The organism is Arthrobacter sp. 05T410, assembly GCF_056396505.1.
The window spans coordinates 268,406-290,908 of the sequence record NZ_JBFTLP010000002.1; the positions used below are offsets into that span (position 1 = coordinate 268,406).

A 22,503-nucleotide genomic window follows, 5' to 3' on the forward strand; every position below is an offset into this window, starting at 1 on the left:
TCTGTAGTGCGCATCACACCGGAGTGGTGTCATTCAACGAAGAAGGAGCCGGCCGTGCTGGTATTACTAGGATTCGCCATGATCGCGGTATTCATGGTGCTGATCATGACGAAGAAGTTGACGCCGGTGCTGGCGCTCATCATTGTTCCCACAGTCTTCGGGCTTTTCGCCGGCGCGGGCCTCGGGATCGGCCCGATGGTCATGGACTCCATGAAATCCATGACCTCCACCGCCGCACTGCTGATGTTCGCGATCATCTACTTCGGGCTGATGATCGACGTCGGGCTCTTTGACCCCCTGGTCCGGTTCATCCTGCGAAAGCTCGGCAACGACCCCGCCAAGGTGGTCCTGGGCACGGCCATCCTCGGGGCAGCGGTCTCCCTCGACGGTGACGGCTCCACCACCTTCATCCTCACCACCGCGGCGATGCTGCCGGTCTACCTGCGGCTGAAGATGAGCCCCGTGGTCCTGACCTGCGTGGCCGGCCTGGCCAACGGCACCATGAACATCCTGCCCTGGGGCGGCCCGACCGCCCGCGCCGCCTCCGCGCTGAAGCTCGACGTCAATGATGTCTTCGTGCCCATGGTCCCGTCCCTCATCGCCGGGCTCATCGTCGTGCTGGTCTTCTCCTGGCTGCTCGGCCTGCAGGAACGCAACCGCCTCCGCGCCGTCGCCCCCGAGATCTGGGGCGTCCCGGATACAGCAGCAGCCTTCGACGGCGACGCAGACGGCGCAGCCGGCGGCAGCGCGGCCGGCGGTACCGGCATCCGCCGCGGCCGCAAGGGCCCCGGAGCCTCGCCCGCCGGGCTCTCCCCGGAAGGATCGTCCGTTGCAGTGCTGGAGCGCACCGATTCCCTCGTTGACGACCGCGACTCCGCCATGGCCGACACCGCCCTGGACCCCAACCGCAAGACCCTCCGTCCCAAGCTGTTCTGGTTCAACCTCGGCCTCACGGTCGCGGTCATGGTGACGCTCGTCGCCAACGTTATTCCGCTCCCGTTCGTCTTCATGGTCGGCTCCGCCATCGCCCTGCTGGTCAACTTCCCCAAGGTCAAGGACCAGAGCGCCCAGCTGATCGCGCACGCTCCCTCGATCGTCGCCGTCGTCAGCATGGTCATGGCCGCCTCGGTCCTCACCGGCGTCCTCAACGGCACTGGCATGGTCAAGGCCATGTCGGAATGGCTGGTCCAGATCATCCCGTCCGACATGGGTCCGCTGATGGCCGTGATCACCGGCGTCCTGAGCATCCCGATGACGTTCTTCATGAGCAACGACGCCTTCTACTTCGGCGTCCTGCCGGTCCTGAGCGAAACGGCGGCCCACTACGGCGTCAGCGCCGCCGACATGGCCCGCGCTTCCATCACCGGCCAGCCCTTCCACCTGCAGAGCCCCCTGGTCCCGGCCATCCTGCTCCTGGTCTCCCTCGCGAAGGTGGACCTGGGCGACCACCACAAGAAGGTCCTGTGGCGCACGGCCGTGATCTCCCTGGTGATGCTCGGCGTCGGAGTGCTCACCGGAGCCATCGGCATCGGCTAACCACTCCCAACAACACCAACCAACGCGGGGTCACTTACGGCCCATTCGGGACCTCCGGATGGACCGTAAGTGACCCCGCGTTGTTTGTGGTCGTCGTTCCAGGCGGCGGACAGTAACCACCGTCCAACCCACGTAGACTGGGACGGAAAATAATCCATACCTTGCAGGGGAGATCCATGGCTGCGATCAACCGCGACGACGTCGCGCATCTCGCGCAACTCGCGCACATCGAGATGAGTGCTGAAGAGCTGGACAGGATGGCCGGCGAACTCGCCGTCATCGTGGATTCAGTGAAGTCCGTCAGTGAAGCCGCCGGTGATGACGTCCCGGCCACGTCCCACCCAATTCCGCTGACCAATGTGTTCCGCGAGGACGTCGTGGGCCACACGTTTACGGCCGAGCAATCCCTCTCCGGTGCCCCCGACGCGTACGAAGGCCGTTTCAAGGTCCCGGCAATCCTGGATGAGGACTAAGACCATGACTGAGAACAACGAACTGATCCGCCTCTCCGCCGCCGCGCTCGCCGAGAAGCTGGCCGCCCGCGAGATCACCGCCGTCGAGGTCACCCAGGCCTACCTGGACCGCATCGCCGCCGTCGACGGCAAGGTCCACGCCTTCCTCCACGTCAACGCCGACGAGGCGCTCGCCGTCGCCGCCGAAGTGGATGCGATCCGCGCCGCCGGCGGTGCCGCCGCCGAAGAGCTCCACGTCCTCGCGGGCGTCCCGATCGCCGTCAAGGACCTCATCGTCACGATCGGGCAGCCCACCACGGCCGGCTCGAAGATCCTCGAAGGCTGGCACAGCCCCTACGACGCCACCGTCGTCGAGCGCCTGCGCGCCGCCAAGATGCCGATCCTGGGCAAGACGAACCTCGACGAATTCGCGATGGGCTCCTCCACCGAGCACTCCGCCTACGGGCCCACGCACAACCCGTGGGACCTGGACCGCATCCCCGGCGGTTCTGGCGGCGGCTCCGCTGCCGCCGTCGCGGCCTTCGAAGCCCCGCTGGCCCTCGGCACGGACACCGGCGGTTCCATCCGCCAGCCCGGCGCCGTCACCGGCACGGTCGGCGTCAAGCCCACCTACGGCGGCGTCTCCCGCTACGGCGCCATCGCCATGGCCTCCTCGCTGGACCAGATCGGCCCGGTCTCGCGCACCGTTCTCGACTCGGCCCTGCTGCACCAGGTGATTGGCGGGCACGATCCGCGCGACTCCACCTCGCTGCCGGACCCGCTCGAGGACCTCGTGGCCGCGGCCCGGACCGGCAACGTCGAAGGCATGAAGATCGGCATCATCAAGGAACTCCACGGCGAGGGCTACCAGGCCGGCGTCGAGAACCGCTTCAACGAATCCCTCGAGCTGCTCAAGGGCGCGGGCGCAGAGATCGTCGAGGTCTCCTGCCCCAACTTCAAGTACGCCCTGGGCGCCTACTACCTGATCATGCCGTCGGAGGCCTCCTCCAACCTGGCCAAGTTCGACGGCGTCCGCTACGGCCTGCGGGTCCTGCCCGAACAGGGACCGCTGACCATCGAGCGGGTCATGGGCGCCACCCGCGCCGCCGGCTTCGGCGACGAGGTCAAGCGCCGCATCATCCTGGGCACCTACGCCCTGAGCGCCGGCTACTACGACGCCTACTACGGCTCGGCCCAGAAGGTGCGCACCCTGATCCAGCGCGACTTCGACGCCGCCTTCGAAAAGGCCGACGTGCTGATTTCCCCGACGGCGCCGACCACGGCGTTCAAGCTCGGCGAGAAGCTCAACGACCCGCTGGCGATGTACCTCAACGACGTCGCCACCATCCCGGCGAACATGGCAGGCGTCCCCGGCCTGTCCCTGCCCGGCGGCCTGGCCGACGAGGACGGACTGCCCGTGGGCATCCAGCTCCTGGCACCGGCCCGCCAGGATGCCCGCCTGTACCGCGTCGGCGCGGTCCTGGAATCCCTGCTCGAGGCGCAGTGGGGCGGCCCGCTGCTGGACAAGGCCCCCTCGCTCACTGCTACTTCTGCGGCTGCCGCCGCCTCAAGCCACGGAGGCTCACACTAATGACTGACGCAACCCTCAGCTTCGAAGAGGCGATGGACAAGTACGATCCCGTCCTGGGGTTCGAGGTCCACGTGGAGCTCAACACCAAGACCAAGATGTTCTCCTCCGCGCCGAACGTCTTCGGCGATGAGCCGAACACCAACGTCAACGAGGTTGACCTCGGCATGCCCGGCGTGCTGCCGGTGGTGAACAAGACCGCGATCGAGTCCTCGATCAAGATCGGCCTGGCGCTGAACTGCAAGATCGCCGAGAAGTGCCGCTTCGCCCGGAAGAACTACTTCTACCCGGACACCCCGAAGAACTTCCAGACCTCCCAGTACGACGAGCCCATCGCGTACGACGGCTACCTGGACATCGAGCTCTCCGACGGCACCGTGTTCCGGGTCGAGATTGAACGCGCGCACATGGAGGAGGACGCCGGCAAGCTGACCCACATGGGCGGCGCCACCGGCCGCATCCAGGGCGCGGACTACTCCCTGGTGGACTACAACCGTTCCGGTGTGCCGCTGGTCGAGATCGTCACCAAGCCGATCGAGGGCGCCGGCAGCCGCGCCCCCGAACTCGCCAAGGCCTACGTGGCCGCCGTCCGCGAGATCGTCAAGAACCTCGGGGTTTCGGACGCGAAGATGGAGCGCGGCAACGTCCGCTGCGACGCCAACGTCTCGCTGCGCCCGCACGGCCGCGAACGTTTCGGCATCCGTTCGGAGACCAAGAACGTCAACTCGCTGCGCGCCGTCGAACACGCGGTCCGCTACGAGATCCAGCGGCACGCCGCCGTGCTGGACTCCGGCGAGCCGGTCATCCAGGAAACCCGCCACTGGCACGAGGACACGCGGACCACGACGTCGGGCCGGGCCAAGTCCGACGCCGACGACTACCGCTACTTCCCGGAACCTGACCTGGTCCCGATCACCGCGTCCCGCGAATGGGTCGAGGAGCTCCGGGCCACGCTGCCCGAGCCGCCGGCCGCGCGCCGCAAGCGGCTGCAGGCCGACTGGGGCTACTCGGACCTGGAGTTCCGCGACGTCGTCAACGCCGGCGTCATGGACGAGATCGAGGAAACCATCGCAGCCGGCGCCACCGCCACCGTGGCCCGCAAATGGTGGATGGGCGAGATCGTCGGCCGCGCCAAGAACGCCGACGTCGATCCCGGCCAGCTGGGCGTCAACCCGGCCACCATCGTGGAACTGAACAAGATGGTTGAGGACGGCAAGATCAACAACAAGATGGCCTCCGAGGTCCTGGACGGCGTGCTCGCCGGCGAAGGCACCCCGGCGGAAATCGTCGAGAAGCGCGGCCTCGCCGTGGTCTCCGACGACGGCCCGCTGCTCGAAGCGATCGACGCGGCCCTCGCCGCGCAGCCCGGCGTCGCGGACAAGATCCGCGGCGGCAAGATCCAGGCGATCGGCGCGATCGTCGGCGGGGTCATGAAGGCCACCCGCGGGCAGGCCGACGCCGGCCGCGTGCGCGAGCTGATCCTCCAGCGCCTCGGCGTCGAGGGCTAGCCCCTAGCCGCCCACTAAATCGGTCATGATGGTCTGCAGTGCTTCGCAGACCATCATGACCGATGTGCGTTTAAGGTTCTCCGGCCGGGCCAGGACGTCGATCCGGCGCCGGGTGCTGATGCCCTCCAGCGGCCGCAGCACAATGTCCGGGTTTAGCACAGGCCGCGCGGTGTGCCGCGGCAGCAGGCCGATCACGCCGCCGGCCGCCACGAGCGCCGCCACGGTTGAGTAGTCGTTGATGCGGTGCACGATGTTCAGCTCACGGCTGGAGACCGCCGCGACGGCGGAGAGCACGTCGGCGGGGGAGTAGCCGGCGCGGCTCGTCACCCACGGTTCGCCCACGACGTCGTCCGCCGTCACCGCGCGCTGGCCGGCCAGCCGGTGCCCGGCCGGCAGCGCCACGTCCAGCGGCTCATGCGCGAGCGGGATCACCGCGACGCGTTCCTCGGGCCAGCGCGGGCTGTGGTCCATCCGGTGCGCCAGGACCAGGTCGTAGCGCGCCGTAAGGGCCGGGAAATCCTGTTGCGCGACGTCCTCGTCGGAGAGCAGGATCCGCGGCTGGCCCGGGCCGTCCAGCAGCCGGGCCAGCGGCGCGAACAATGCCTGCCCGGCGCTGTGGAAACCGCTGAGCGTCACCGGCGCCACCGGTGAGCCGTGGTAGGCGCCGATCGCCATCTTCGCATCCGCCATCGCGCTGACCACCGCGGCCCCGGCGTCCGCCAGCACCTGCCCGGCCTCCGTGAGCACCAGGTTCCGGCCCTCCTTGCGGGTCAGCGGCACCTCCACGGTCTTCTGCAGCGCGGCCAGTTGCTGGGACACGGCCGACGGCGTCACCAGGAGGGTTTCGGCGACGGCCTTGACGCTGCCCAGTGCTCCGAGTTCGCGCAACATCTCCAGCTGGTGGATTTCCATGCCAGCCATTCTATGCAACAGCAATTGCTAATTCGTCGATTGAGAAGAATTCGGTTGTGCTAATGCTTTCTGGTGGGTCTAATGGGGTGAGTTGACCCACACGCCGGCCCCGCATGCGGAACAGAACACGCGGAACAGAACGCGCGGAGCAGGACCCCAAAAGCACAGTTAGGAAGGCCCATGAAGGCTCTCTACAAAGCCGGCGCCCACGCAGGATTCGAGCTCGTCGACCGTCCCGAGCCGGAGACCGGCCCCGGGGACGTCAAGATCCGCGTCATGACCACCGGCATCTGCGGCACGGACCTGCACATCCAGGCCTGGGACGCCTGGGCGCAGGGCATCATCAACGCCCCCCTGATCGCCGGCCACGAGTTCTACGGCGAGGTCGTGGAGACCGGCGAGGACGTCCTGGACGTCAAGGTGGGGGACCGGGTCTCCGGCGAAGGCCACATCGTCTGCGGAATCTGCCGCAACTGCCGCGCCGGCCGCCGGCAGATGTGCATCAACACCGTCAGCGTCGGCGTCCAGCGCGACGGCGCCTTCGCCGAGTACGTGGTGATCCCCGAGACCAACGTCTGGGTCCACCAGGACCCCTCGGTCACCCCGGAACTCGGCGCCATCTTCGACCCCTTCGGCAACGCCGTCCACACCGCTCTGAGCTTCCCGCTGGTCGGCGAGGACGTGCTGATCACCGGCGCCGGACCCATCGGCCTGATGGCGATCGCCGTCGCCCGGCACGCGGGCGCCCGCAAGATCGCGATCACCGACGTCTCCGCGCCCCGGCTGGAACTGGCCCGCAGGCTCGGCGTCGACCTCGCGATCGATGTCTCGAAGATGCGGGTCAAGGACGCCCAGCGCGAACTCGGCATGCGCGAAGGCTTCGACATCGGCATGGAAATGTCGGGACACCCCACCGCGCTGCCTGAGATGATCGACAACATGAACCACGGCGGCCGGATCGCGATGCTGGGACTGCCCAGCCAGTCCATCGATATCAACTGGGGCAAGGTGGTCACGCACATGCTGACCATGAAGGGCATCTACGGCCGCGAAATGTTCGAGACCTGGTACGCGATGAGCGCCATGCTCTCCTCCAACCCTGCCCTGCACGCGAACATCTCGGCCGTGGTCACGGACACGCTGCCGGCCACCGACTGGGAAAAGGGTTTCGAGGTGGCCCGCGCCGGCGTCGGCGGCAAGGTGGTCCTCGACTGGACCGTTTTCTAGGTCCCTTTCCTGACCGCGCGCTTCCGGGCCCCTGCCAGACAGCGCCTTCCACGCACAGCATTCCGCCCCCGCATCCAACCAGCCGAGGAGCCAACCCATGTATTCAGCCATCAAGGACCAGCTGCAGCACGAACTCGATGAGATCCGCAGCGCCGGTCTGTTCAAGACCGAGCGGCACATCGACTCGCCGCAGGCCAACCGCATCAAGGCCGGGCAGATCGGCGAGTCCGGCGCCGACGTGCTGAACTTCTGCGCCAACAACTACCTGGGCCTCGCCGACCACCCGGACATCATCGCCGCGGCGAAGACGGCCATGGACGAGCGCGGCTTCGGCATGGCCAGCGTGCGCTTCATCTGCGGCACCCAGGACCTGCACCTGGCACTGGAAAAGCGTGTCTCGGCGTTCCTCGGCACCGAGGACACCATCCTGTTCTCCAGCTGCTTCGACGCCAACGGCGGCGTGTTCGAGTCCCTCTTCGGCCCGGAAGACGCCGTCATCTCGGACGCCCTGAACCACGCGTCCATCATTGACGGCATCCGGCTCTGCAAGGCCCAGCGCTTCCGCTACGCCAACCAGGACATGGCGGACCTCGAATCGAAGCTGATCGAGGCCACCACGCAGGAGAACCCGGCCCGCCGCAAGATCATCGTCACGGACGGCGTCTTCTCGATGGACGGCTTCCTGGCCCCGCTCGAAGCGATCTGCGACCTCGCCGACAAGTACGACGCCCTGGTCATGGTGGACGATTCACACGCGGTGGGCTTCATGGGAGCCACCGGTGCCGGCACGCCGGAACACGCCGGCGTCTCGGACCGCGTGGACATCTACACCGGCACGTTCGGCAAGGCCCTCGGCGGCGCCTCCGGCGGCTATGTCTCGGGCCGCGGTGAGGTGGTGGCGATGCTCCGCCAGAAGGCCCGCCCCTACCTGTTCTCCAACTCGCTGGCCCCGGCGATCGTCGCGGCCACGCTCAAGGCCCTGGACCTCGTGGAAAACTCCGGCGAACTGCGCGGCAAGCTCTTCGCGAACGCGGAGCTCTTCCGGAACCGCATGAGCGAGGAAGGCTTCGACCTGCTCCCCGGCGAGCACGCCATTGTCCCGGTAATGTTCGGCGACGCCGTCATGGCCGCCAAGGTGGCCGATGCCATGCTCCACAACGGCGTCTTCGTCACGGCGTTCAGCTACCCGGTGGTGCCCAAGGGCGCCGCCCGGATCCGCGTCCAGCTTTCGGCCGCACACAGCGCCGACGACGTCGAGGCCTGCGTCCAGGCGTTCGTGCGCAGCCGCGCGGCGGTGGCAGCAGCCTAGTCCGCCTGATCGCCGGGCCGGACCCCCCGCTTTCAGCACGGGGTCCGGCCCCACCCTGCCCGGCCTTGCTCGTTCATCCCGGCTTCCTCCTCTGGCTTGTCCGCGGGACATGCCCAGCCCCGGCAGCGAGGACTGGACATAATGCCACTCTGTCCAACGGCCACGACCAACGAGGGGCATGTCCCGGGCCTGCCCGCCGCAATTGGGGACATGTCCAGGCGCGCGGACCAGGGAAGTGCCTGTCCCTGGCCTGCACGCGGCAACGGGGGACATGTCCAGCTCCGGCAGCGAGGACTGGACATAATGCCACTCTGTCCAACGGCCACGACCAACGAAGGGCATGTCCCGTGCCGGTACGCCGCAACGGGGGACATGCCCAGCCCCGGCAGCGAGGACTGGACATAATGCCACCATGTCCAACGGCCACGACCAACGAGGGGCATGTCCCGGGCCGGCCCGGGGCAACGAGGGACATGTCCAGTCGTGCGGACCATGGAAGGGCATGTCCCGGGGCGGTGTGCACAATTTATCCAAGCAGCCGGGATTCCAAGAAGGTTGCCGCCAAACTCGGAATCGTGGAGACGGCATGTGCCGAGAACGCCGTGAGCCCTGGACATTACAACGCCCTGGGACCCAACAACGGCGCAGGTGATGACTGTGGAACTGATTGACGCCGCTCGCCCGGGCGCAGGTTGCGGCAAACGCCGGATACCGGGACGTGATCACCTGACCCGACGATCTGCAAGGATGGGATCATGTCAGCTCATTACGATGTCGTAATTGTCGGCGGCGGGATCGCCGGCCTGTCCCTTGCCTCCGCCTTGGCCGGGCACTGCAGCGTGGCCCTGATCGAAGCCGAGCAGACCCTGGCCTACCACACCTCGGCCCGCTCCGCCCGGCAACTGATTCCCAGCTACGGCCCGCCCGTGGTCCAGGAGCTCACCGTCCGGACGCTCGACCTCATCGCGGCCCAGGACGCCGAACGTCCGGAACCGGTGCTCACCCCGCGCAGCTTCATGCTGATCGGGGACGACGCCACGGTCCGGGCGGAGGCAAGCGGACACATGCAGCGGATCACCCATGCCGAGGCACTGGATCTGTGCCCGGCCCTGGTCCCGGATTCGTTCAGCGCCGCCGGACTGGACACCGGGTCCTTCGCCTGCAACGCCCCCGTGCTGCTCGAGGACCACCGGCGGCTCGCCGTGGCCGGCGGCGTGGACATCATTACCGGCGCCAGGGTCCATTCCGCCCAGCGCCTGGGCAGCGGCTGGGAACTGGGCGCCGGGCAGGAAGGCTTCCAGTCCGCCGTCGTGGTCAATGCCGCCGGTGCCTGGGCCGACGAGCTCGCCGTCCTCAGCGGCGTCGAGAAGCTCGGCCTGCAGCCGTACCGGCGCACCGCGGCGATCGTCGACGTCGAGAATCCCCTCCCGGAAGCCTGCCCGATGGTGGCGGCGGCCGATGACAGCTTCTACTTCCGGCCGGACAACGGCCAGGTCCTGATCTCGCCCGCCGAACACGTGCCGAGCGGACCCGAGGACGCCCGGCCCTATCCCGGCGACGTCGAACGGGTCATCGCCCGGCTCAACGAGGTCACGACGCTCGGGATCCGGAACGTCCGTACGGCCTGGACGGGGCTGCGGACGGAGGCGGCCGACGGCGTCCCGGTGGTGGGGTTCGACGCCGAGGCCACCGGATTCTTCTGGCTCGCCGGCCAGGGCGGGTACGGATTCCAGACCTCATCCGGCGTCGCGGAACTGGCCGCCGGGCTGATTCTCGCCGGCCAGGGCACCGCCCCGGCCCTGGCCCCGGCCCCGACCCTGGCTGTGTCCCCGTCCACCGAGGCCAGTCCGGCATCCCGGACAGCGGAGGCGCTGGCCGCGACCCGCTGGTCCATCCGGCGCTGAAGAATGGATCCATGAGTACCCTCATCACCAATATCGCCGAACTGATGACCCAGGACGCGGAACACCGCGTCCTCCGCGACGCGGCGGTGGTAATCGAGGGGGAGCGGATTTCCTGGCTCGGGCCCGCGGCCGACGCCCCGGCCGCGGACGAACGGGTGGATGCCGGTGGCCGGGCGCTCCTCCCGGGCTGGGTCGACTCGCACACGCACCTGATCTTCGCGGGGGACCGCACTGCCGAGTTCGAGGCCCGGATGGCGGGGGAGAGTTACAGTGCCGGCGGGATCGCCGTCACCACCGGCGCCACCCGGAGCACGAGCGACTTCGACCTGACCCGGCTGGCGATGGGCCGCGTCGCGGAGGCCGTGTCGCAGGGCACCACCTACCTGGAGACCAAAACCGGCTACGGCCTGGACCTCGAGAACGAGGCCCGCAGCGCCCGCATCGCCTCCACCGTGGCGGACGAGGTCACTTACCTGGGGGCGCACCTTGTGCCCGCCGGGATGGACGCGGAGGAATACACGGAGCTGGTCTGCGGGCCGATGCTCACCGCAGTCCGACCCTACGTCCGCTGGGCCGACGTCTTTTGCGAGCAGGGCGCGTTCAACGAGGACCAGTCCCGCCGGGTGCTCCTGGCCTGCAAGGCCGCCGGGCTGGGGCTGCGCGTCCACGGCAACCAGCTCGGCGAGGGCCCCGGCGTCCGGCTGGCGGTGGAAGTCGGCGCCGCGAGCGTGGACCACGTGAACTACCTTTCGGCCGCGGATGTCGATGCCCTTGCCGGCAGCTGGTCCGGCTGGGACGCCGCCGGCGGCAGCGGCACGCCCGGATCCGGGCAGCGCGGCACGGTCGCCACGTGCCTGCCGGCCTGCGATCTCTCCACCCGGCAGCCGCTGGCCCCCGGCCGTGAACTGCTCGACGCCGGTGTGCAGCTGGCGCTGGCCTCCAACTGCAACCCCGGCACGTCCTACACCAGCTCCATGGCGTTCTGCGTCACCACCGCCGTGCTGCAGATGCGGCTCAGCGTCCACGAGGCGGTGCGCGCCGCGACCTACGGCGGCGCGCTGGCCCTGGGCCGGGAGTCCGGGAACGACGCCGACGGCGAACGCGCGGTGGGCTCGATCGCCGTCGGACACCGCGCGGACCTGCACCTGCTCAACGCACCTTCCGCCACGCATCTGGCCTACCGGCCAGGCATCCCCCTGACGCACGCGGTGTGGCGCGCCGGTGTAGCGCAGCCGGTCCGTTAGCCAGCCGGTCCGTTAGCGAGCCGGTCCGCTGACCCGGCTGGCTCCGGCCCCGGACGGGCCGCCCTAGAACATCATGGGCGGTGCGTCGAGGACGGTCTCGTCCACGCGCCTCTTCTCCCACTGCGTGAAGGGCTTGTCGAGCTCGTACTTGCCGTGCGAGGTGCGCAGCAGGGTGCGGACCTCGGCGTTCTCGGGGTTATTCAGGGACTCGAAATATTCCACCGACCAGTGGAACCAGCGCATGCAGAACAGCCGCATGGTCAATCCGTGCGTCACAAACAGCGCGTTCGGGGCATAGCCGGGCCGGGACCAGTGCCGGTGCAGGGTTTCCATGAAGGAAGAAATCCTGTCATACACATCGGAACCGGACTCGCCCTCGCGGAAGCGGTAGAAGAAGTGCCCGTAGGCGTTGCGGAGCTCCTTCTGGTCCTCGATGTCGCCGGCGATCTGAAAGTTGGCCCAGTCCTGTTCGCGCAGGCGCGGTTCCTCGATCACCCGCTCCACGAGCGGGCCGAGATTCAGCGCCTCGAGGGTCTGGTAGGCGCGCAGGTAAGGGGAGACGTAGACGCACACGGGGCGGCCGTCCAGCTGGCGCCGGACCTCCTCCCCGGCCGCGGTGGCCTGCTCCAGGCCCAGCGCGGTCAACGGGATCCGGTAGTCCGGAACACGGTTGTAGATCGAGGTGTCGGCATTGGCGGCAGACTGGCCGTGCCGGATCATGATGATTTTCCGGGGCGCACTCATAATCCCCAAGCATAGGGCTCCTAAAAAGCCGGGGGTGCCGGCGCGGCCGGCACCATGCGGGCACCAGCAAACTATCGGCAAGTGCAGGCAAGATAGAACCATGTTGGTTCCCTCCCGCCGTCGGCTGCGGTTCGAAGTGTTGATTGTCCTGGGGTTGTCACTCGGGCAGTCCGCGATCTACTCCCTGGTGCAGTTGCTGGACAAGATGACCACGGCGCCGCTGGCCCAGGGGACATCCACCCTGAACCGCTCACAGAGCGCACGCGAATACTTCGACCTCACCTACCAGTTGCTGGACATCATCTTCGCCCTGGTCCCGGTGGCCCTCGTGATCTATTTCCTCACCGAACACTGGCCGGCCGGTGAACGCGGAACCTCGGCGTTCCGAAGGATTGGCTTCGACTTCGCCCGGCCCGGCAAGGACCTCCTGCAGGGTCTCGGACTCGCCGCGCTCATCGGCATTCCGTCCCTGGGGCTCTACGCCGCCGGCCGGGCGCTGGGGATCACGACGGCGATCATCCCCAGTGCCCTGGACGCGTACTGGTGGACCGTGCCGGTGCTGGTCCTGTCCGCGATCCGGCACGCGGTGGTCGAGGAAGTGATTGTGGTGGCGTACCTGCTGGACCGGCTCGGGAAACTGGGCTGGAGCGTGCCGGCGGCCATCGCCGCCAGCGCCCTGCTCCGCGGCAGCTATCACCTGTACCAGGGGTTCGGGCCGTTCATCGGCAACGCGGTGATGGGCGTCGTCTTCGCGCTGTTCTACATCCGGACCAAACGGGTGATGCCGCTGGTGATCGCCCACGCCATCCTGGACACCGTGGCGTTCGTGGGGTTCAGCCTGTTCGGCAAGGCCGTGGGCCTGGGCTGAGTTCCCCGCAAAGCAAGGCGGGGTCCCTTCGGGCCCATCCGGAGCCCCCGGACGGGCGCGAAGTGGCCCCGCGTTGCTATTAGGAGCAGGCCTTAAATGATCTCGGCCGCCGTCTCCTAGGTGACATCGTTGGCACCTAAGAGATGGCGGCCGAAGCGTGGGGCAGGTGGAGCGTTAGATCGTGACCGCTCCGGAGGCGGTCTCGAAGGTGACAGAGAGGATGCCGGGAGTACCGTGCGGCGCGATCCAGTTCACGGCGACGTCTTCCAGCGGCTTTTCAACCGGTTCGCCCAGCCACTCCGTGACGCGCTCGGCCGAACCGGCAATGGTCAGTGCGGACATCTTGACATCGCTCGCGTAGGCGTTGGACGGGTGCAACTCCGGGTCGCCCTCCCACTTGAGCATGTATGGCACCTGGGGGTCGGCGATGAGCCCCAGGATGCCGATCTGCTTCCAGACCAATTCGCGGCCGTCGGGAAACTTCCGGTTGCCGTTGACGGCGGCGCGGCCGAGCCGCTCCTCGAACGGGGCCAGGTCGTCAACCTCGACGCACCAGCCCATCCAGCCGCCGCCGGCCTCGGAGCGTGCCCGGACGGCCTGGCCGAACGGGGCCTTGTCGGAGGCCGGGTGGTTCAGGACCTCCACGACTTCCAGGTACTTGTGTCCCGCGAGCGGGATAATCATGTTGCGTGTCCCGAAACGGGGGTGCACTCCACCCTTCACGGCTTCAACGCCGAGGGCAGACGCAATACGTTCAGTGGTGGCTGCCAAGCCATCGTGTTCACAGGCGTAAGAGACGTGATCCATGCGCATGCCATCATCTTGGCACTTTGTGATGGACCTCTCAGCTTAGGCTCCCCTAACCGTCATGGGACGTCCTGGGGCGCGGAACGCGGGGCCCCGGATGCTCCGTCACGGCGGCCGTCTTCATCTTCGTCACAAAGCTATCCAGGGCTCCGCCGCCATTCCTACACTGAAGTCAGGTCATGAGTGCCAGCGCACAGCCCCGGCTTGCTGGCCGGCAACCCTCGTATCGCGGTGGGGTGCCCCGGGTGAAGACCTGGCCGTCCGGCGCCCGCCGGAGGGCAAGCGCGGCGCCTGTTCCGGTTCGGGCCGAAAGCCCCGGCCGGTGCTGTGCCCAGTGACTCGAGGAGCACCAATGTCCAACGCCTGGTCCTTTGAAACCCGCCAGATCCACGCCGGCCAGGAGCCGGACAGCGCCACCGGCGCGCGTTCCCTGCCTATCTACCAGACGACGTCGTTCGTGTTCCCCAGCGCCGAAAGCGCCGCGAACCGCTTTGCGCTCGCCGAGCTCGCGCCCATCTACACCCGGATCGGCAACCCGACCCAGGATGCCGTCGAACAGCGCGTCGCCAGCCTGGAAGGCGGTCTCGCGGCGCTGCTGCTCAGCTCCGGCCAGGCCGCCGAGACGTTCGCCATCCTCAATATCGCCGAGGCCGGGGACCATGTGGTGGCCAGCCCCAGCCTCTATGGCGGAACCTACAACCTGCTCGCGCACACGCTGAAGAAGTTCGGCATCTCCGTGACCTTCGTGGCGGACCCGGACAACCTGGACCAGTGGCGGGACGCCGTCCAGCCCAACACCAAGCTGTTCTTCGGCGAAGTGGTCTCCAACCCCCGCCAGGACGTCCTGGACATCGAGGGCGTCTCCCGGGTGGCGCACGAGGCCGGCGTGCCGCTGGTTGTCGACAACACGCTCTCCACCCCCTACCTGATCCGGCCGATCGAGTGGGGCGCGGACATCGTGGTCCATTCCGCCACCAAGTACCTCGGCGGGCACGGCGCCGCGATCGCCGGCGTGATCGTGGACTCCGGCAACTTCGACTTCGGGAAGGACCCGGAGCGGTTCCCCGGCTTCAACACCCCCGACCCCACCTACAACGGCCTGGTCTACGCCCGCGACCTCGGAGCCGACGGCGCGCTGGGCGCGAATCTCTCCTACATCCTCAAGGCCCGGGTCCAGCTCCTGCGCGACCTCGGCTCCGCGGTGTCCCCGTTCAACGCCTTCCTCATCGCCCAGGGCATCGAAACGCTGAGCCTGCGCGTCGAGCGCCACGTGGCCAACGCCACGAAGGTGGCGCACTGGCTGGAGGGGCGGAACGACGTCGAATCGGTCGCCTACGCCGGGCTGCCGTCCAGCCCCTGGTACGAGCGCGGCCGCAAGTACGGGCCCAAGGGGACCGGCGCCGTCGTGGCGTTCAACATTGCCGGGGGAGCGGAGGCCGGCAAGCGGTTCGTCGATGCCCTCGAACTGCACTCGCACGTCGCGAACATCGGCGATGTCCGGTCGCTGGTGATCCATCCGGCGTCGACCACCCACAGCCAGCTCTCGCCCGAACAGCAGGTGATCGCCGGGGTGAACCCCGGGCTGGTGCGGCTTTCGGTGGGACTGGAGCACATTGACGACATCCTCGCGGACCTCGACGCCGGATTCCGCGCGGCCAAGTCCGCCTAGGCCGAAGCCCACGCCGAATTTCCCCACCTTTGCGGGCATGACACCGGGAATCGCCGGCACTCCGGGGCGACCCGCCGGTCACGGCTGTCAAAGGTGGGGAGTCTGCGGTGCTGACTGGTCCGGCTGTCACATGGAAGTCATAATCTTCGTCATTTCCGCACCCCGTTTCGTAGACTCGTACCAGGTCATGAGTGCCAGCGACAGCCCCGGCTTGCTGGCCGGCAACCCTCCTTTTGCGGCGGGGTGCCCCGGGTGAAGACCTGGCCTGCCGGTCAGCTGACGGCGGGCAAGCGCGAAGATAGGTCCTCACATGACGATTGCCGTCACCCGCACGGGTGTTCCCGAAACCAAACCATCCCGGACCCCTGACGGGACCGTCCAGTTCGTCAGGATCGGTGATCTGCAGCTCGAATCCGGGACTCCGTTGCCGGATGTGGTGCTCGCCTACGAGACGTGGGGGACCCTGAACGCGGACGCCTCCAACGCCGTGCTCATTGAACACGCCCTGACCGGCGACACACACGTGACCCGCGGCGAGAGCGGGGAGCCCGGCTGGTGGGAACAGCTCGCCGGACCCGGGGCTCCCGTGGACACGGACAAGTATTTCGTCGTTTCGATCAACATCCTGGGCGGCTGCTACGGATCCACCGGGCCTTCCACCCCGGCCCCCGACGGGCGCCCTTGGGGATCGCGGTTCCCGCTGGTCACCCTGCGGGACACCGCCGCCGCCGAGGCGCGGCTGGCCGATGCCCTGGGCATCGGCAGCTGGTACGCGGTGCTGGGCGGCTCGCTCGGCGGCGCGCGCGCCCTTGAATGGGCCGTCACGTTTCCCGGCCGGGTCCGGCGCTGCGCCGTGATTTCCGTCGGCGCCAGCAGCACCGCCGAACAGATTGCCTTCGCGCAGGCCCAGACGCTGGCCATCCGCCAGGACCCCCACTTCAAGGGCGGGGACTACTACGGCGGCCCGGAACCCGAAGCAGGGCTCGCCCTCGCCCGGCGCATCGCGCACATCACCTACCGCTCAGCGGCCGAACTGGACGGCCGGTTTGGCCGCAACGCCCAGGAGTCCGAGACGCCCCTGGAAGCCGGATCGCTGGCCGGACGCGGGCGCTACCAGGTGGAAAGCTACCTGGACCACCAGGGCAGCAAACTGGCCCGGCGTTTCGACGCGAACAGCTACATCGCGATCACCGAAGCCCTCATGAGCCACGATGTGTGCCGGGGGCGCGGAAGCCTCGGGGAGGCACTGGCTCCGGCCACCGCCGAGTTCCTGGTGGCGGCCGTGGACTCGGACCGCCTGTATTTCCCGGCCCAGTCCCGTCAACTGGCAGAGGCCCTGCCGGGCGGCCCGGAACTGCACATCATTGAAGCGCCGATCGGCCACGACGGCTTCCTGACCGAAATCGGCCAGCTCAGCGGGCAGCTCCGGGGGACCTTCTTCGGCCACTAGGCCGGCCCGCTTGTGCATTTTTGCAGATGCGCTCTGCACTAATGGCCGTTGAGGCTCAGGGCGGGAGCGTCCATACTCATGGGGAATGACGCCATGTGCCCTACATCACGGGCGTCCTCAGTCCAATGGTCCGCAGGGTGTCGAAGGCGACACCGAAGGAGTTCACATGAGCACGGAAAACGCCGCGACAACGCGCGCAGACGAGCCGGACGTCAAAACGTCCGGACTGAAGAAGGTAGTAACGGCCTCCATGGCCGGCACGGTGGTGGAGTGGTATGAATTCTTCCTCTACGCCTCCGCCGCCACGCTGGTCTTCGGCAAGACGTTCTTCCCCAATTCGGGCACCGAACTCGACGGCATTATCGCCGCGTTCCTGACCTACGCCGTCGGATTCGTCGCCCGCCCGATCGGCGGCATCGTCTTCGGCCACTTCGGCGACAAGTTCGGCCGCAAGCAGCTGCTCCAGGTCAGCATCCTCCTGGTGGGCGTTTCCACCTTCCTGATGGGCTGCCTGCCCACCTTCGCGCAGATCGGCTACTGGGCCCCGGCACTGCTGGTCTTCCTGCGCTTCGCCCAGGGCTTCGCCGTCGGCGGCGAATGGGGCGGCGCCGTCCTCCTCGTCGCCGAGCACAGCCCCAGCAAGTCCCGCGGGTTCTGGGCCAGCTGGCCCCAGTCCGCCGTTCCGCTCGGCAACCTGCTCGCCACCGCCGTGCTGTTCACGCTGTCCTCCGTGCTGTCCTCCGCCGACTTCCTCAGCTGGGGCTGGCGCGTCGCCTTCTGGCTCTCCGCCGTGATCGTGCTGGTCGGCTACTACATCCGCACCAAGGTCCAGGACGCCCCCATCTTCCTGGAGGCCCAAAAAGAAGTCGAGGTTGAAAACAAGGGCTACGGCGTGGCCGAAGTCTTCCGCCGCTACCCGCGCGGCGTCTTCACCGCGATGGGCCTGCGCTTCGCCGAGAACATCCTCTACTACCTCGTGGTCACGTTCTCGATCACGTACCTGAAGGTCGTCGTCCAGACGGACACCTCGCGGATCCTGCTGCTGCTGCTCGTGGCGCACCTCGTCCACTTCGCCGTGATTCCGATGGTCGGCAGGCTCTCGGACAACGTCGGCCGCAAGCCCGTCTACATGGCCGGCGCCATCCTCGGCGGCACGTGGGGCTTCTTCGCCTTCCCGATGATGGATACCAAGAACGACTTCATCATCCTCGCCGCGATCACCATCGGCCTGCTGTTCCACTCCCTGATGTACGCCGGCCAGCCGGCGCTCATGGCTGAAATGTTCCCGACCCGGATGCGCTACTCCGGTGTCTCGCTGGGCTACCAGGTCACCTCGATTGTGGCCGGTTCGCTGGCTCCGATCATCGCCGTCGCGCTCCTGAGCCAGTACAAGTCCTCGGTCCCGGTCGCCATCTACCTCCTCGGCGCCTGTGTGGTCACTTTGGTTGCGGTGTTCTTCCTGAAGGAAACCCGCGGCATTTCGCTCCGCGACGTCGACGCCGCCGACGCCCGGGGCACGGCCGATCTCCTCGCCGCCAGCAAGCGGTAATCCTCACCGGCCTCACCAGACCCGGTGGGGGCAGACTGCCCGGATCCGCGCACCGCGCGGACCCGGGCAGTCTGCGTTAACTCGGCAGGCTAACGCCGCAGGTTAACGCGGCAGGCTAACGCCGCAGGCACCCGTCCGGCTGCGCTGGCGCCTCAGGCGGACAGCACATCCTGCCGCTCCCGGATTTCGCCGCGAATCGCCTCCAGCACGGCACGGACCGGGGCCGAACGCAGCGCCTCGGGCCGGGCCACAGCCCAGATGGGCAGCTGGCGCTGGAAGTCGTCCGGCAGGACGGGCAGAAATTCCGGCCGGCCCGCCACGAGGAAATTGGGGAGTAGGCCTATCCCGGCGCCCCGCCGGACGGCCTCCAGCTGGGCGAAGACGCTTGTGGCCTGGAAGCTGGACCGCGGCACCGGCAGCTGCGTTGAACGGTGGCCCAGCTCGGCGACCTGGAGCGCCGATTCCACGTAGGAGACAAAGCCGTGTTGCCGGACGTCGTCGAGCGTTGCCGGAAGCCCGTGCTCCTGCGCATAGCCGGGACTGGCGTACAGCCTGAGGAAATAGTTGCTCAGAAAGATGGCGCGGGCGGTGGTGGTGTCCATGTTGCCCACCACCACTTCCAGGTCCACGCCGGAGCGGTTTTGGCTTACCTTGCGGGTGGCGCTGAGCAGTTCGACGTTGAGCAGCGGATTCGCCCGCTGCAGCCGCACGAGGGCCGGGGCCAGGAATTCGGCGCCGAAGCCGTCCGGGGTGCTGATCCGGACCAGGCCGGAGACCACGTCGCCGGAGCGGGCAATGCTGCTCGAGAGGGCGCCGAGAGTGCCCTCGATGGCTTCCGCCGCCGCGACCGCCTGACTGCCGAGTTCGGTCAGCTCCCAGCCGTGCGGGCTGCGTTCGAGCGTCCGGCCGCCGAGCTGTTTGTCGAGGGCCAGGACGCGGCGGGAAATGGTGGTGTGGGTGGTGCCGAGCGTCTCGGCCACGGCGTTGAACCGGCCCAGGCGTGCCACGGTCAGCAGGATCAGCAGGTCGTCGGGGCTCGGTAGCCGGCGCAAGTCCACTATTGTCCCCCTTTGCAGCGAGTGTGGCGGAGCCAGAGCCATGATTGTGCATCTGTGCACATGGCATCTGTGATTTTTTACCTTGATTGCACTCTAACAGGGTGTGATGGTGGACACCGGGGCGCCGGAGTTTCGGCTTTCACGCCGGAGCGCGTCGAGGCGCCCGGCAGCACATCAAGCAAAGGAGCTTAAGCCATGGCAGTCATCGCCTGGATCGGACTCGGAAACATGGGCGGATCCATGTCCGTCAACCTCTCAAACGCCGGACACGAAGTCCGTGGCTTCGACCTCAACAGCGCAGCCGTTGCTGCCGCCGAGGCCGGGGGAGTCAAGGCCGCCGGCAGCATCGCCGAGGCCGTCGCCGGCGCCGACGTCGTCTTCACCATGCTCCCCAAAGGTGAGCACGCCCGCGCCGTGTACCTCGGCCAGGACGGCGTCCTTGCCCACGCGGACACCCGGACCCTCCTGGTGGATTCCTCCACCATTGACATCGCCGCCGCGCAGGCCCTGCACGACGCCGCCGCTGCCGCCGGCTTCCGCTTCGTCGACGCACCCGTCTCCGGCGGCATGAGCGGCGCGAAGGCCGCCACGCTGACGTTCATGATCGGCGGCGAGGCCGGCGCCGTCGCCGACGCCACCGAATACATCCGCCCCATGGCCGCGAACATCATCCCCACCGGCGGCGCCACCACCGGCCAGGCCGCGAAGATCTGCAACAACCTCATGCTCTTCATAAACCTCGCCTCCACCGCCGAGGGCGCGGTCCTGGCCGAGCGGCTCGGCTTGGACAAGCAGGTCTTCTGGGACATCGCGTCGGTCTCCTCCGGCGACAGCTGGGCGCTGCGCACCTGGTACCCCGTGGCCGGCGTCGTGCCGACCGCCGCGTCCAACAACGACTTCGCCCCGACATTCACCACCGAACTGGCCAACAAGGACATCGGCCTGGCCATCAGCGCCGCGCGGGACACCGGCACCCCGCTGGAACTCGGCGAGCACGTCCAGCAGCTCTTCCAGCGCCTCATCGACTCCGGCCAGTCCGGCCAGGACTGCTCGATGATCGTCAAGCTCGTCGACGGCACCCTCGAGTCCGCCAACTAGCCCCCCACAGCCCTGCCCCCACGGCCCTGCCCTTCACGAAAGAGACCCACCCATGGAACGCATCCCGCACTTCATCAACGGCGCCCTGATCTCCGACGCCGAGCGCTTCGGCCCCGTGTTCAACCCGGCCACCGGCGAGCAGGAGAAAGAGGTCGCCCTGGCCTCCGCCGCCCGCGTCGAGGAGGCCATCGAGGCCGCCCGCGCCGCCCTGCCCGGCTGGCGCGCCACGAGCCTGGCCAGGCGCACCGCCATCTTCTTCAAGGTCCGTGAACTGCTCATGCAGCGCCGGCCCGAACTCGCGGCCCTGCTCACCAGCGAGCACGGCAAGGTCCTCTCGGACGCGGAAGGTGAAATCACCCGCGGCCTAGAGAACATCGAATTCGCCACCGGGCTTTCCCACATGCTCAAAGGCGAACGCTCCGAGCAGGTCTCCGGCGGCGTCGATGTCCACTCGGTCCGCCAGCCGGTCGGCGTCGTCGCCTGCATCACGCCGTTCAACTTCCCCGCCATGGTGCCGCTGTGGATGATCGGCAGCGCCCTGGCCTGCGGGAACACCGTGCTGCTCAAGCCGAGTGAGAAGGACCCGTCCTCCGCCATCTTCATCGCCGGGGTCTTCGCCGAGGCCGGCCTGCCGGCAGGGGTGCTCAACGTGGTCCACGGGGACAAGGAAGCCGTGGATGTCCTGCTGGAACACCCGGCGGTCAAGGCCATCAGCTTTGTCGGCTCGACGCCGATCGCGCAGTCCATCTACAAGCGCGCCGCTGATCACGGCAAGCGCGTCCAGGCCCTGGGCGGGGCGAAGAACCACATGGTGGTCCTGCCGGACGCGGACCTCAACATGGCCGCGGACGCCGCCGTCTCGGCCGCCTACGGCTCCGCCGGGGAGCGCTGCATGGCAGTCAGCGTCCTCGTCGCGGTCGGCAGCATCGCCGACGACCTCGTGGAGGCGATCAGCACCCGCATGGCTGCCCTCACGATCGGCCCGGGCACGGACCCGGCCTCCCAGATGGGTCCGCTCATCACGGCCGAGCACCGCGACAAGGTGGCCTCCTACGTTGCCGGCGCGGCCAACGAGGGCGCCACCGTGGTGGTGGACGGCCGCGAACACGAATTCGACTCCAACGGCTTCTTCATCGGCGTCAGCCTGATCGACCACGTCAAGCCCGGAATGAAGGTCTACGACGACGAGATCTTCGGGCCCGTCCTCTCCGTGGTCCGCGTCGAGACCTACGCCGACGCCGTGAAGCTGGTCAACGACAACGAGTTCGGCAACGGCGTGGCCATCTTTACCCGCGACGGCGGCGCCGCCCGCCAGTTCGAGTTCGACGTCGAGGCCGGCATGGTGGGCGTCAACGTGCCCATCCCGGTGCCGGTGGGCACCTTCTCCTTCGGCGGCTGGAAGAATTCGCTGTTCGGCGACACCCACATGTACGGCCCGGAAAGCATCCGCTTCTACACCCGCGGCAAGGTGGTCACCACCCGCTGGCCGGACCCGTCCACCTCGGTGATCGACCTCGGCTTCCCCCAGGTCGACTGACGCCGCAACCCCCCAACAAAAGCAACGCGGGGTCACTTATCGC

At 68.0% G+C, this 22,503-nt stretch carries 18 protein-coding genes and 2 riboswitches; of the genes, 14 read left to right on the top strand and 4 right to left on the bottom strand.

Features of this window, described 5'->3' with window-relative positions:
- The first annotated feature begins 54 nt into the window (after positions 1-54).
- From AC1DFR_RS03635 to gatB, 4 genes are all read left to right on the top strand, one after another.
- Positions 55-1,536: a CitMHS family transporter gene (locus AC1DFR_RS03635; RefSeq protein ID WP_476872746.1), complete on the top strand. Its 1,482-nt coding sequence runs from the start codon at positions 55-57 to the stop codon at positions 1,534-1,536.
- Positions 1,537-1,712: 176 nt separating this feature from the next.
- Complete coding sequence (gene gatC / locus AC1DFR_RS03640; protein WP_026537696.1) at positions 1,713-2,009, top strand: Asp-tRNA(Asn)/Glu-tRNA(Gln) amidotransferase subunit GatC; 297 nt, start codon at positions 1,713-1,715, stop codon at positions 2,007-2,009.
- Positions 2,010-2,013: 4 nt separating this feature from the next.
- Positions 2,014-3,579, top strand: coding sequence for an Asp-tRNA(Asn)/Glu-tRNA(Gln) amidotransferase subunit GatA (gatA, locus tag AC1DFR_RS03645; RefSeq protein WP_243179654.1), 1,566 nt, complete (start codon positions 2,014-2,016; stop codon positions 3,577-3,579).
- Entirely contained in the window at positions 3,579-5,084 is a 1,506-nt protein-coding gene (gene gatB, locus AC1DFR_RS03650) for an Asp-tRNA(Asn)/Glu-tRNA(Gln) amidotransferase subunit GatB (protein WP_476871584.1), read from the top strand. The genes gatA and gatB overlap by 1 nt, the downstream gene beginning before the upstream one ends.
- 3 nt (positions 5,085-5,087) lie before the next feature.
- On the opposite strand, the gene AC1DFR_RS03655 is transcribed toward gatB, so the two are convergent.
- On the bottom strand, positions 5,088-5,996 hold the full coding sequence (locus AC1DFR_RS03655) for a LysR family transcriptional regulator (protein WP_018774590.1): 909 nt from the start codon (positions 5,994-5,996) through the stop codon (positions 5,088-5,090).
- A 180-nt stretch (positions 5,997-6,176) separates the two neighbouring features.
- Between AC1DFR_RS03655 and tdh the strand changes: the two genes are divergently transcribed.
- The 4 genes from tdh to AC1DFR_RS03675 all read left to right on the top strand — a co-directional run bounded on the left by tdh (position 6,177) and on the right by AC1DFR_RS03675 (position 11,680).
- Complete coding sequence (tdh, locus tag AC1DFR_RS03660; RefSeq protein ID WP_223914081.1) at positions 6,177-7,223, top strand: L-threonine 3-dehydrogenase; 1,047 nt, start codon at positions 6,177-6,179, stop codon at positions 7,221-7,223.
- Between the two features lie 97 nt (positions 7,224-7,320).
- A complete protein-coding gene (locus AC1DFR_RS03665; protein ID WP_243179652.1) occupies positions 7,321-8,532 on the top strand; it encodes a glycine C-acetyltransferase in 1,212 nt (403 codons plus the stop codon).
- A 755-nt stretch (positions 8,533-9,287) separates the two neighbouring features.
- Complete coding sequence (locus AC1DFR_RS03670; RefSeq protein WP_476872747.1) at positions 9,288-10,436, top strand: NAD(P)/FAD-dependent oxidoreductase; 1,149 nt, start codon at positions 9,288-9,290, stop codon at positions 10,434-10,436.
- Between the two features lie 11 nt (positions 10,437-10,447).
- Entirely contained in the window at positions 10,448-11,680 is a 1,233-nt protein-coding gene (locus tag AC1DFR_RS03675) for an amidohydrolase family protein (RefSeq protein WP_476872748.1), read from the top strand.
- Positions 11,681-11,743: 63 nt separating this feature from the next.
- Here AC1DFR_RS03675 and AC1DFR_RS03680 read toward each other — a convergent pair whose 3' ends face one another.
- On the bottom strand, positions 11,744-12,424 hold the full coding sequence (locus AC1DFR_RS03680; RefSeq protein WP_028278302.1) for a histidine phosphatase family protein: 681 nt from the start codon (positions 12,422-12,424) through the stop codon (positions 11,744-11,746).
- A 100-nt stretch (positions 12,425-12,524) separates the two neighbouring features.
- Here AC1DFR_RS03680 and AC1DFR_RS03685 point away from each other — a divergent pair, with 100 nt between their 5' ends.
- A complete protein-coding gene (locus AC1DFR_RS03685) occupies positions 12,525-13,292 on the top strand; it encodes a CPBP family intramembrane glutamic endopeptidase (RefSeq protein ID WP_476872749.1) in 768 nt (255 codons plus the stop codon).
- A gap of 174 nt (positions 13,293-13,466) precedes the next feature.
- Here AC1DFR_RS03685 and AC1DFR_RS03690 read toward each other — a convergent pair whose 3' ends face one another.
- Positions 13,467-14,105 (bottom strand): VOC family protein, encoded by a 639-nt coding sequence (locus AC1DFR_RS03690; protein ID WP_223914077.1) that lies wholly within the window; start codon positions 14,103-14,105, stop codon positions 13,467-13,469.
- Positions 14,106-14,274: 169 nt separating this feature from the next.
- Positions 14,275-14,390: riboswitch (SAM riboswitch) on the top strand.
- 61 nt (positions 14,391-14,451) lie between these two features.
- Here AC1DFR_RS03690 and AC1DFR_RS03695 point away from each other — a divergent pair.
- The 3 genes from AC1DFR_RS03695 to AC1DFR_RS03705 all read left to right on the top strand — a co-directional run bounded on the left by AC1DFR_RS03695 (position 14,452) and on the right by AC1DFR_RS03705 (position 18,767).
- Positions 14,452-15,768, top strand: coding sequence for a bifunctional o-acetylhomoserine/o-acetylserine sulfhydrylase (locus AC1DFR_RS03695; RefSeq protein ID WP_476872750.1), 1,317 nt, complete (start codon positions 14,452-14,454; stop codon positions 15,766-15,768).
- A gap of 183 nt (positions 15,769-15,951) precedes the next feature.
- Positions 15,952-16,067, top strand: a riboswitch (SAM riboswitch).
- 11 nt (positions 16,068-16,078) lie between these two features.
- Positions 16,079-17,218, top strand: coding sequence for a homoserine O-acetyltransferase MetX (metX, locus tag AC1DFR_RS03700; protein ID WP_476872751.1), 1,140 nt, complete (start codon positions 16,079-16,081; stop codon positions 17,216-17,218).
- A 166-nt stretch (positions 17,219-17,384) separates the two neighbouring features.
- Complete coding sequence (locus AC1DFR_RS03705) at positions 17,385-18,767, top strand: MFS transporter (protein ID WP_476856488.1); 1,383 nt, start codon at positions 17,385-17,387, stop codon at positions 18,765-18,767.
- Between the two features lie 152 nt (positions 18,768-18,919).
- On the opposite strand, the gene AC1DFR_RS03710 is transcribed toward AC1DFR_RS03705, so the two are convergent.
- On the bottom strand, positions 18,920-19,819 hold the full coding sequence (locus AC1DFR_RS03710) for a LysR family transcriptional regulator (protein WP_223914225.1): 900 nt from the start codon (positions 19,817-19,819) through the stop codon (positions 18,920-18,922).
- Between the two features lie 201 nt (positions 19,820-20,020).
- Here AC1DFR_RS03710 and mmsB point away from each other — a divergent pair, with 201 nt between their 5' ends.
- Both mmsB and AC1DFR_RS03720 read left to right on the top strand, forming a co-directional pair.
- Entirely contained in the window at positions 20,021-20,923 is a 903-nt protein-coding gene (gene mmsB / locus AC1DFR_RS03715; RefSeq protein ID WP_476872752.1) for a 3-hydroxyisobutyrate dehydrogenase, read from the top strand.
- A gap of 52 nt (positions 20,924-20,975) precedes the next feature.
- Complete coding sequence (locus AC1DFR_RS03720) at positions 20,976-22,460, top strand: CoA-acylating methylmalonate-semialdehyde dehydrogenase (RefSeq protein WP_476859082.1); 1,485 nt, start codon at positions 20,976-20,978, stop codon at positions 22,458-22,460.
- The last annotated feature ends 43 nt before the right edge of the window (positions 22,461-22,503 follow it).

Coding starts and splice junctions, on each gene's coding strand:
- AC1DFR_RS03675 (WP_476872748.1), top strand. CDS start 10,448: ATGAGTACCCTCATCACCAATATCGCCGAACTGATGACCCAGGACGCG.
- AC1DFR_RS03705 (WP_476856488.1), top strand. CDS start 17,385: ATGAGCACGGAAAACGCCGCGACAACGCGCGCAGACGAGCCGGACGTC.
- AC1DFR_RS03665 (WP_243179652.1), top strand. CDS start 7,321: ATGTATTCAGCCATCAAGGACCAGCTGCAGCACGAACTCGATGAGATC.
- gatA (WP_243179654.1), top strand. CDS start 2,014: ATGACTGAGAACAACGAACTGATCCGCCTCTCCGCCGCCGCGCTCGCC.
- mmsB (WP_476872752.1), top strand. CDS start 20,021: ATGGCAGTCATCGCCTGGATCGGACTCGGAAACATGGGCGGATCCATG.
- AC1DFR_RS03655 (WP_018774590.1), bottom strand. CDS start 5,996: ATGGAAATCCACCAGCTGGAGATGTTGCGCGAACTCGGAGCACTGGGC.
- AC1DFR_RS03690 (WP_223914077.1), bottom strand. CDS start 14,105: ATGCGCATGGATCACGTCTCTTACGCCTGTGAACACGATGGCTTGGCA.
- AC1DFR_RS03680 (WP_028278302.1), bottom strand. CDS start 12,424: ATGAGTGCGCCCCGGAAAATCATCATGATCCGGCACGGCCAGTCTGCC.
- AC1DFR_RS03685 (WP_476872749.1), top strand. CDS start 12,525: ATGTTGGTTCCCTCCCGCCGTCGGCTGCGGTTCGAAGTGTTGATTGTC.
- gatB (WP_476871584.1), top strand. CDS start 3,579: ATGACTGACGCAACCCTCAGCTTCGAAGAGGCGATGGACAAGTACGAT.
- AC1DFR_RS03720 (WP_476859082.1), top strand. CDS start 20,976: ATGGAACGCATCCCGCACTTCATCAACGGCGCCCTGATCTCCGACGCC.
- metX (WP_476872751.1), top strand. CDS start 16,079: ATGACGATTGCCGTCACCCGCACGGGTGTTCCCGAAACCAAACCATCC.
- AC1DFR_RS03670 (WP_476872747.1), top strand. CDS start 9,288: ATGTCAGCTCATTACGATGTCGTAATTGTCGGCGGCGGGATCGCCGGC.
- tdh (WP_223914081.1), top strand. CDS start 6,177: ATGAAGGCTCTCTACAAAGCCGGCGCCCACGCAGGATTCGAGCTCGTC.
- AC1DFR_RS03695 (WP_476872750.1), top strand. CDS start 14,452: ATGTCCAACGCCTGGTCCTTTGAAACCCGCCAGATCCACGCCGGCCAG.
- gatC (WP_026537696.1), top strand. CDS start 1,713: ATGGCTGCGATCAACCGCGACGACGTCGCGCATCTCGCGCAACTCGCG.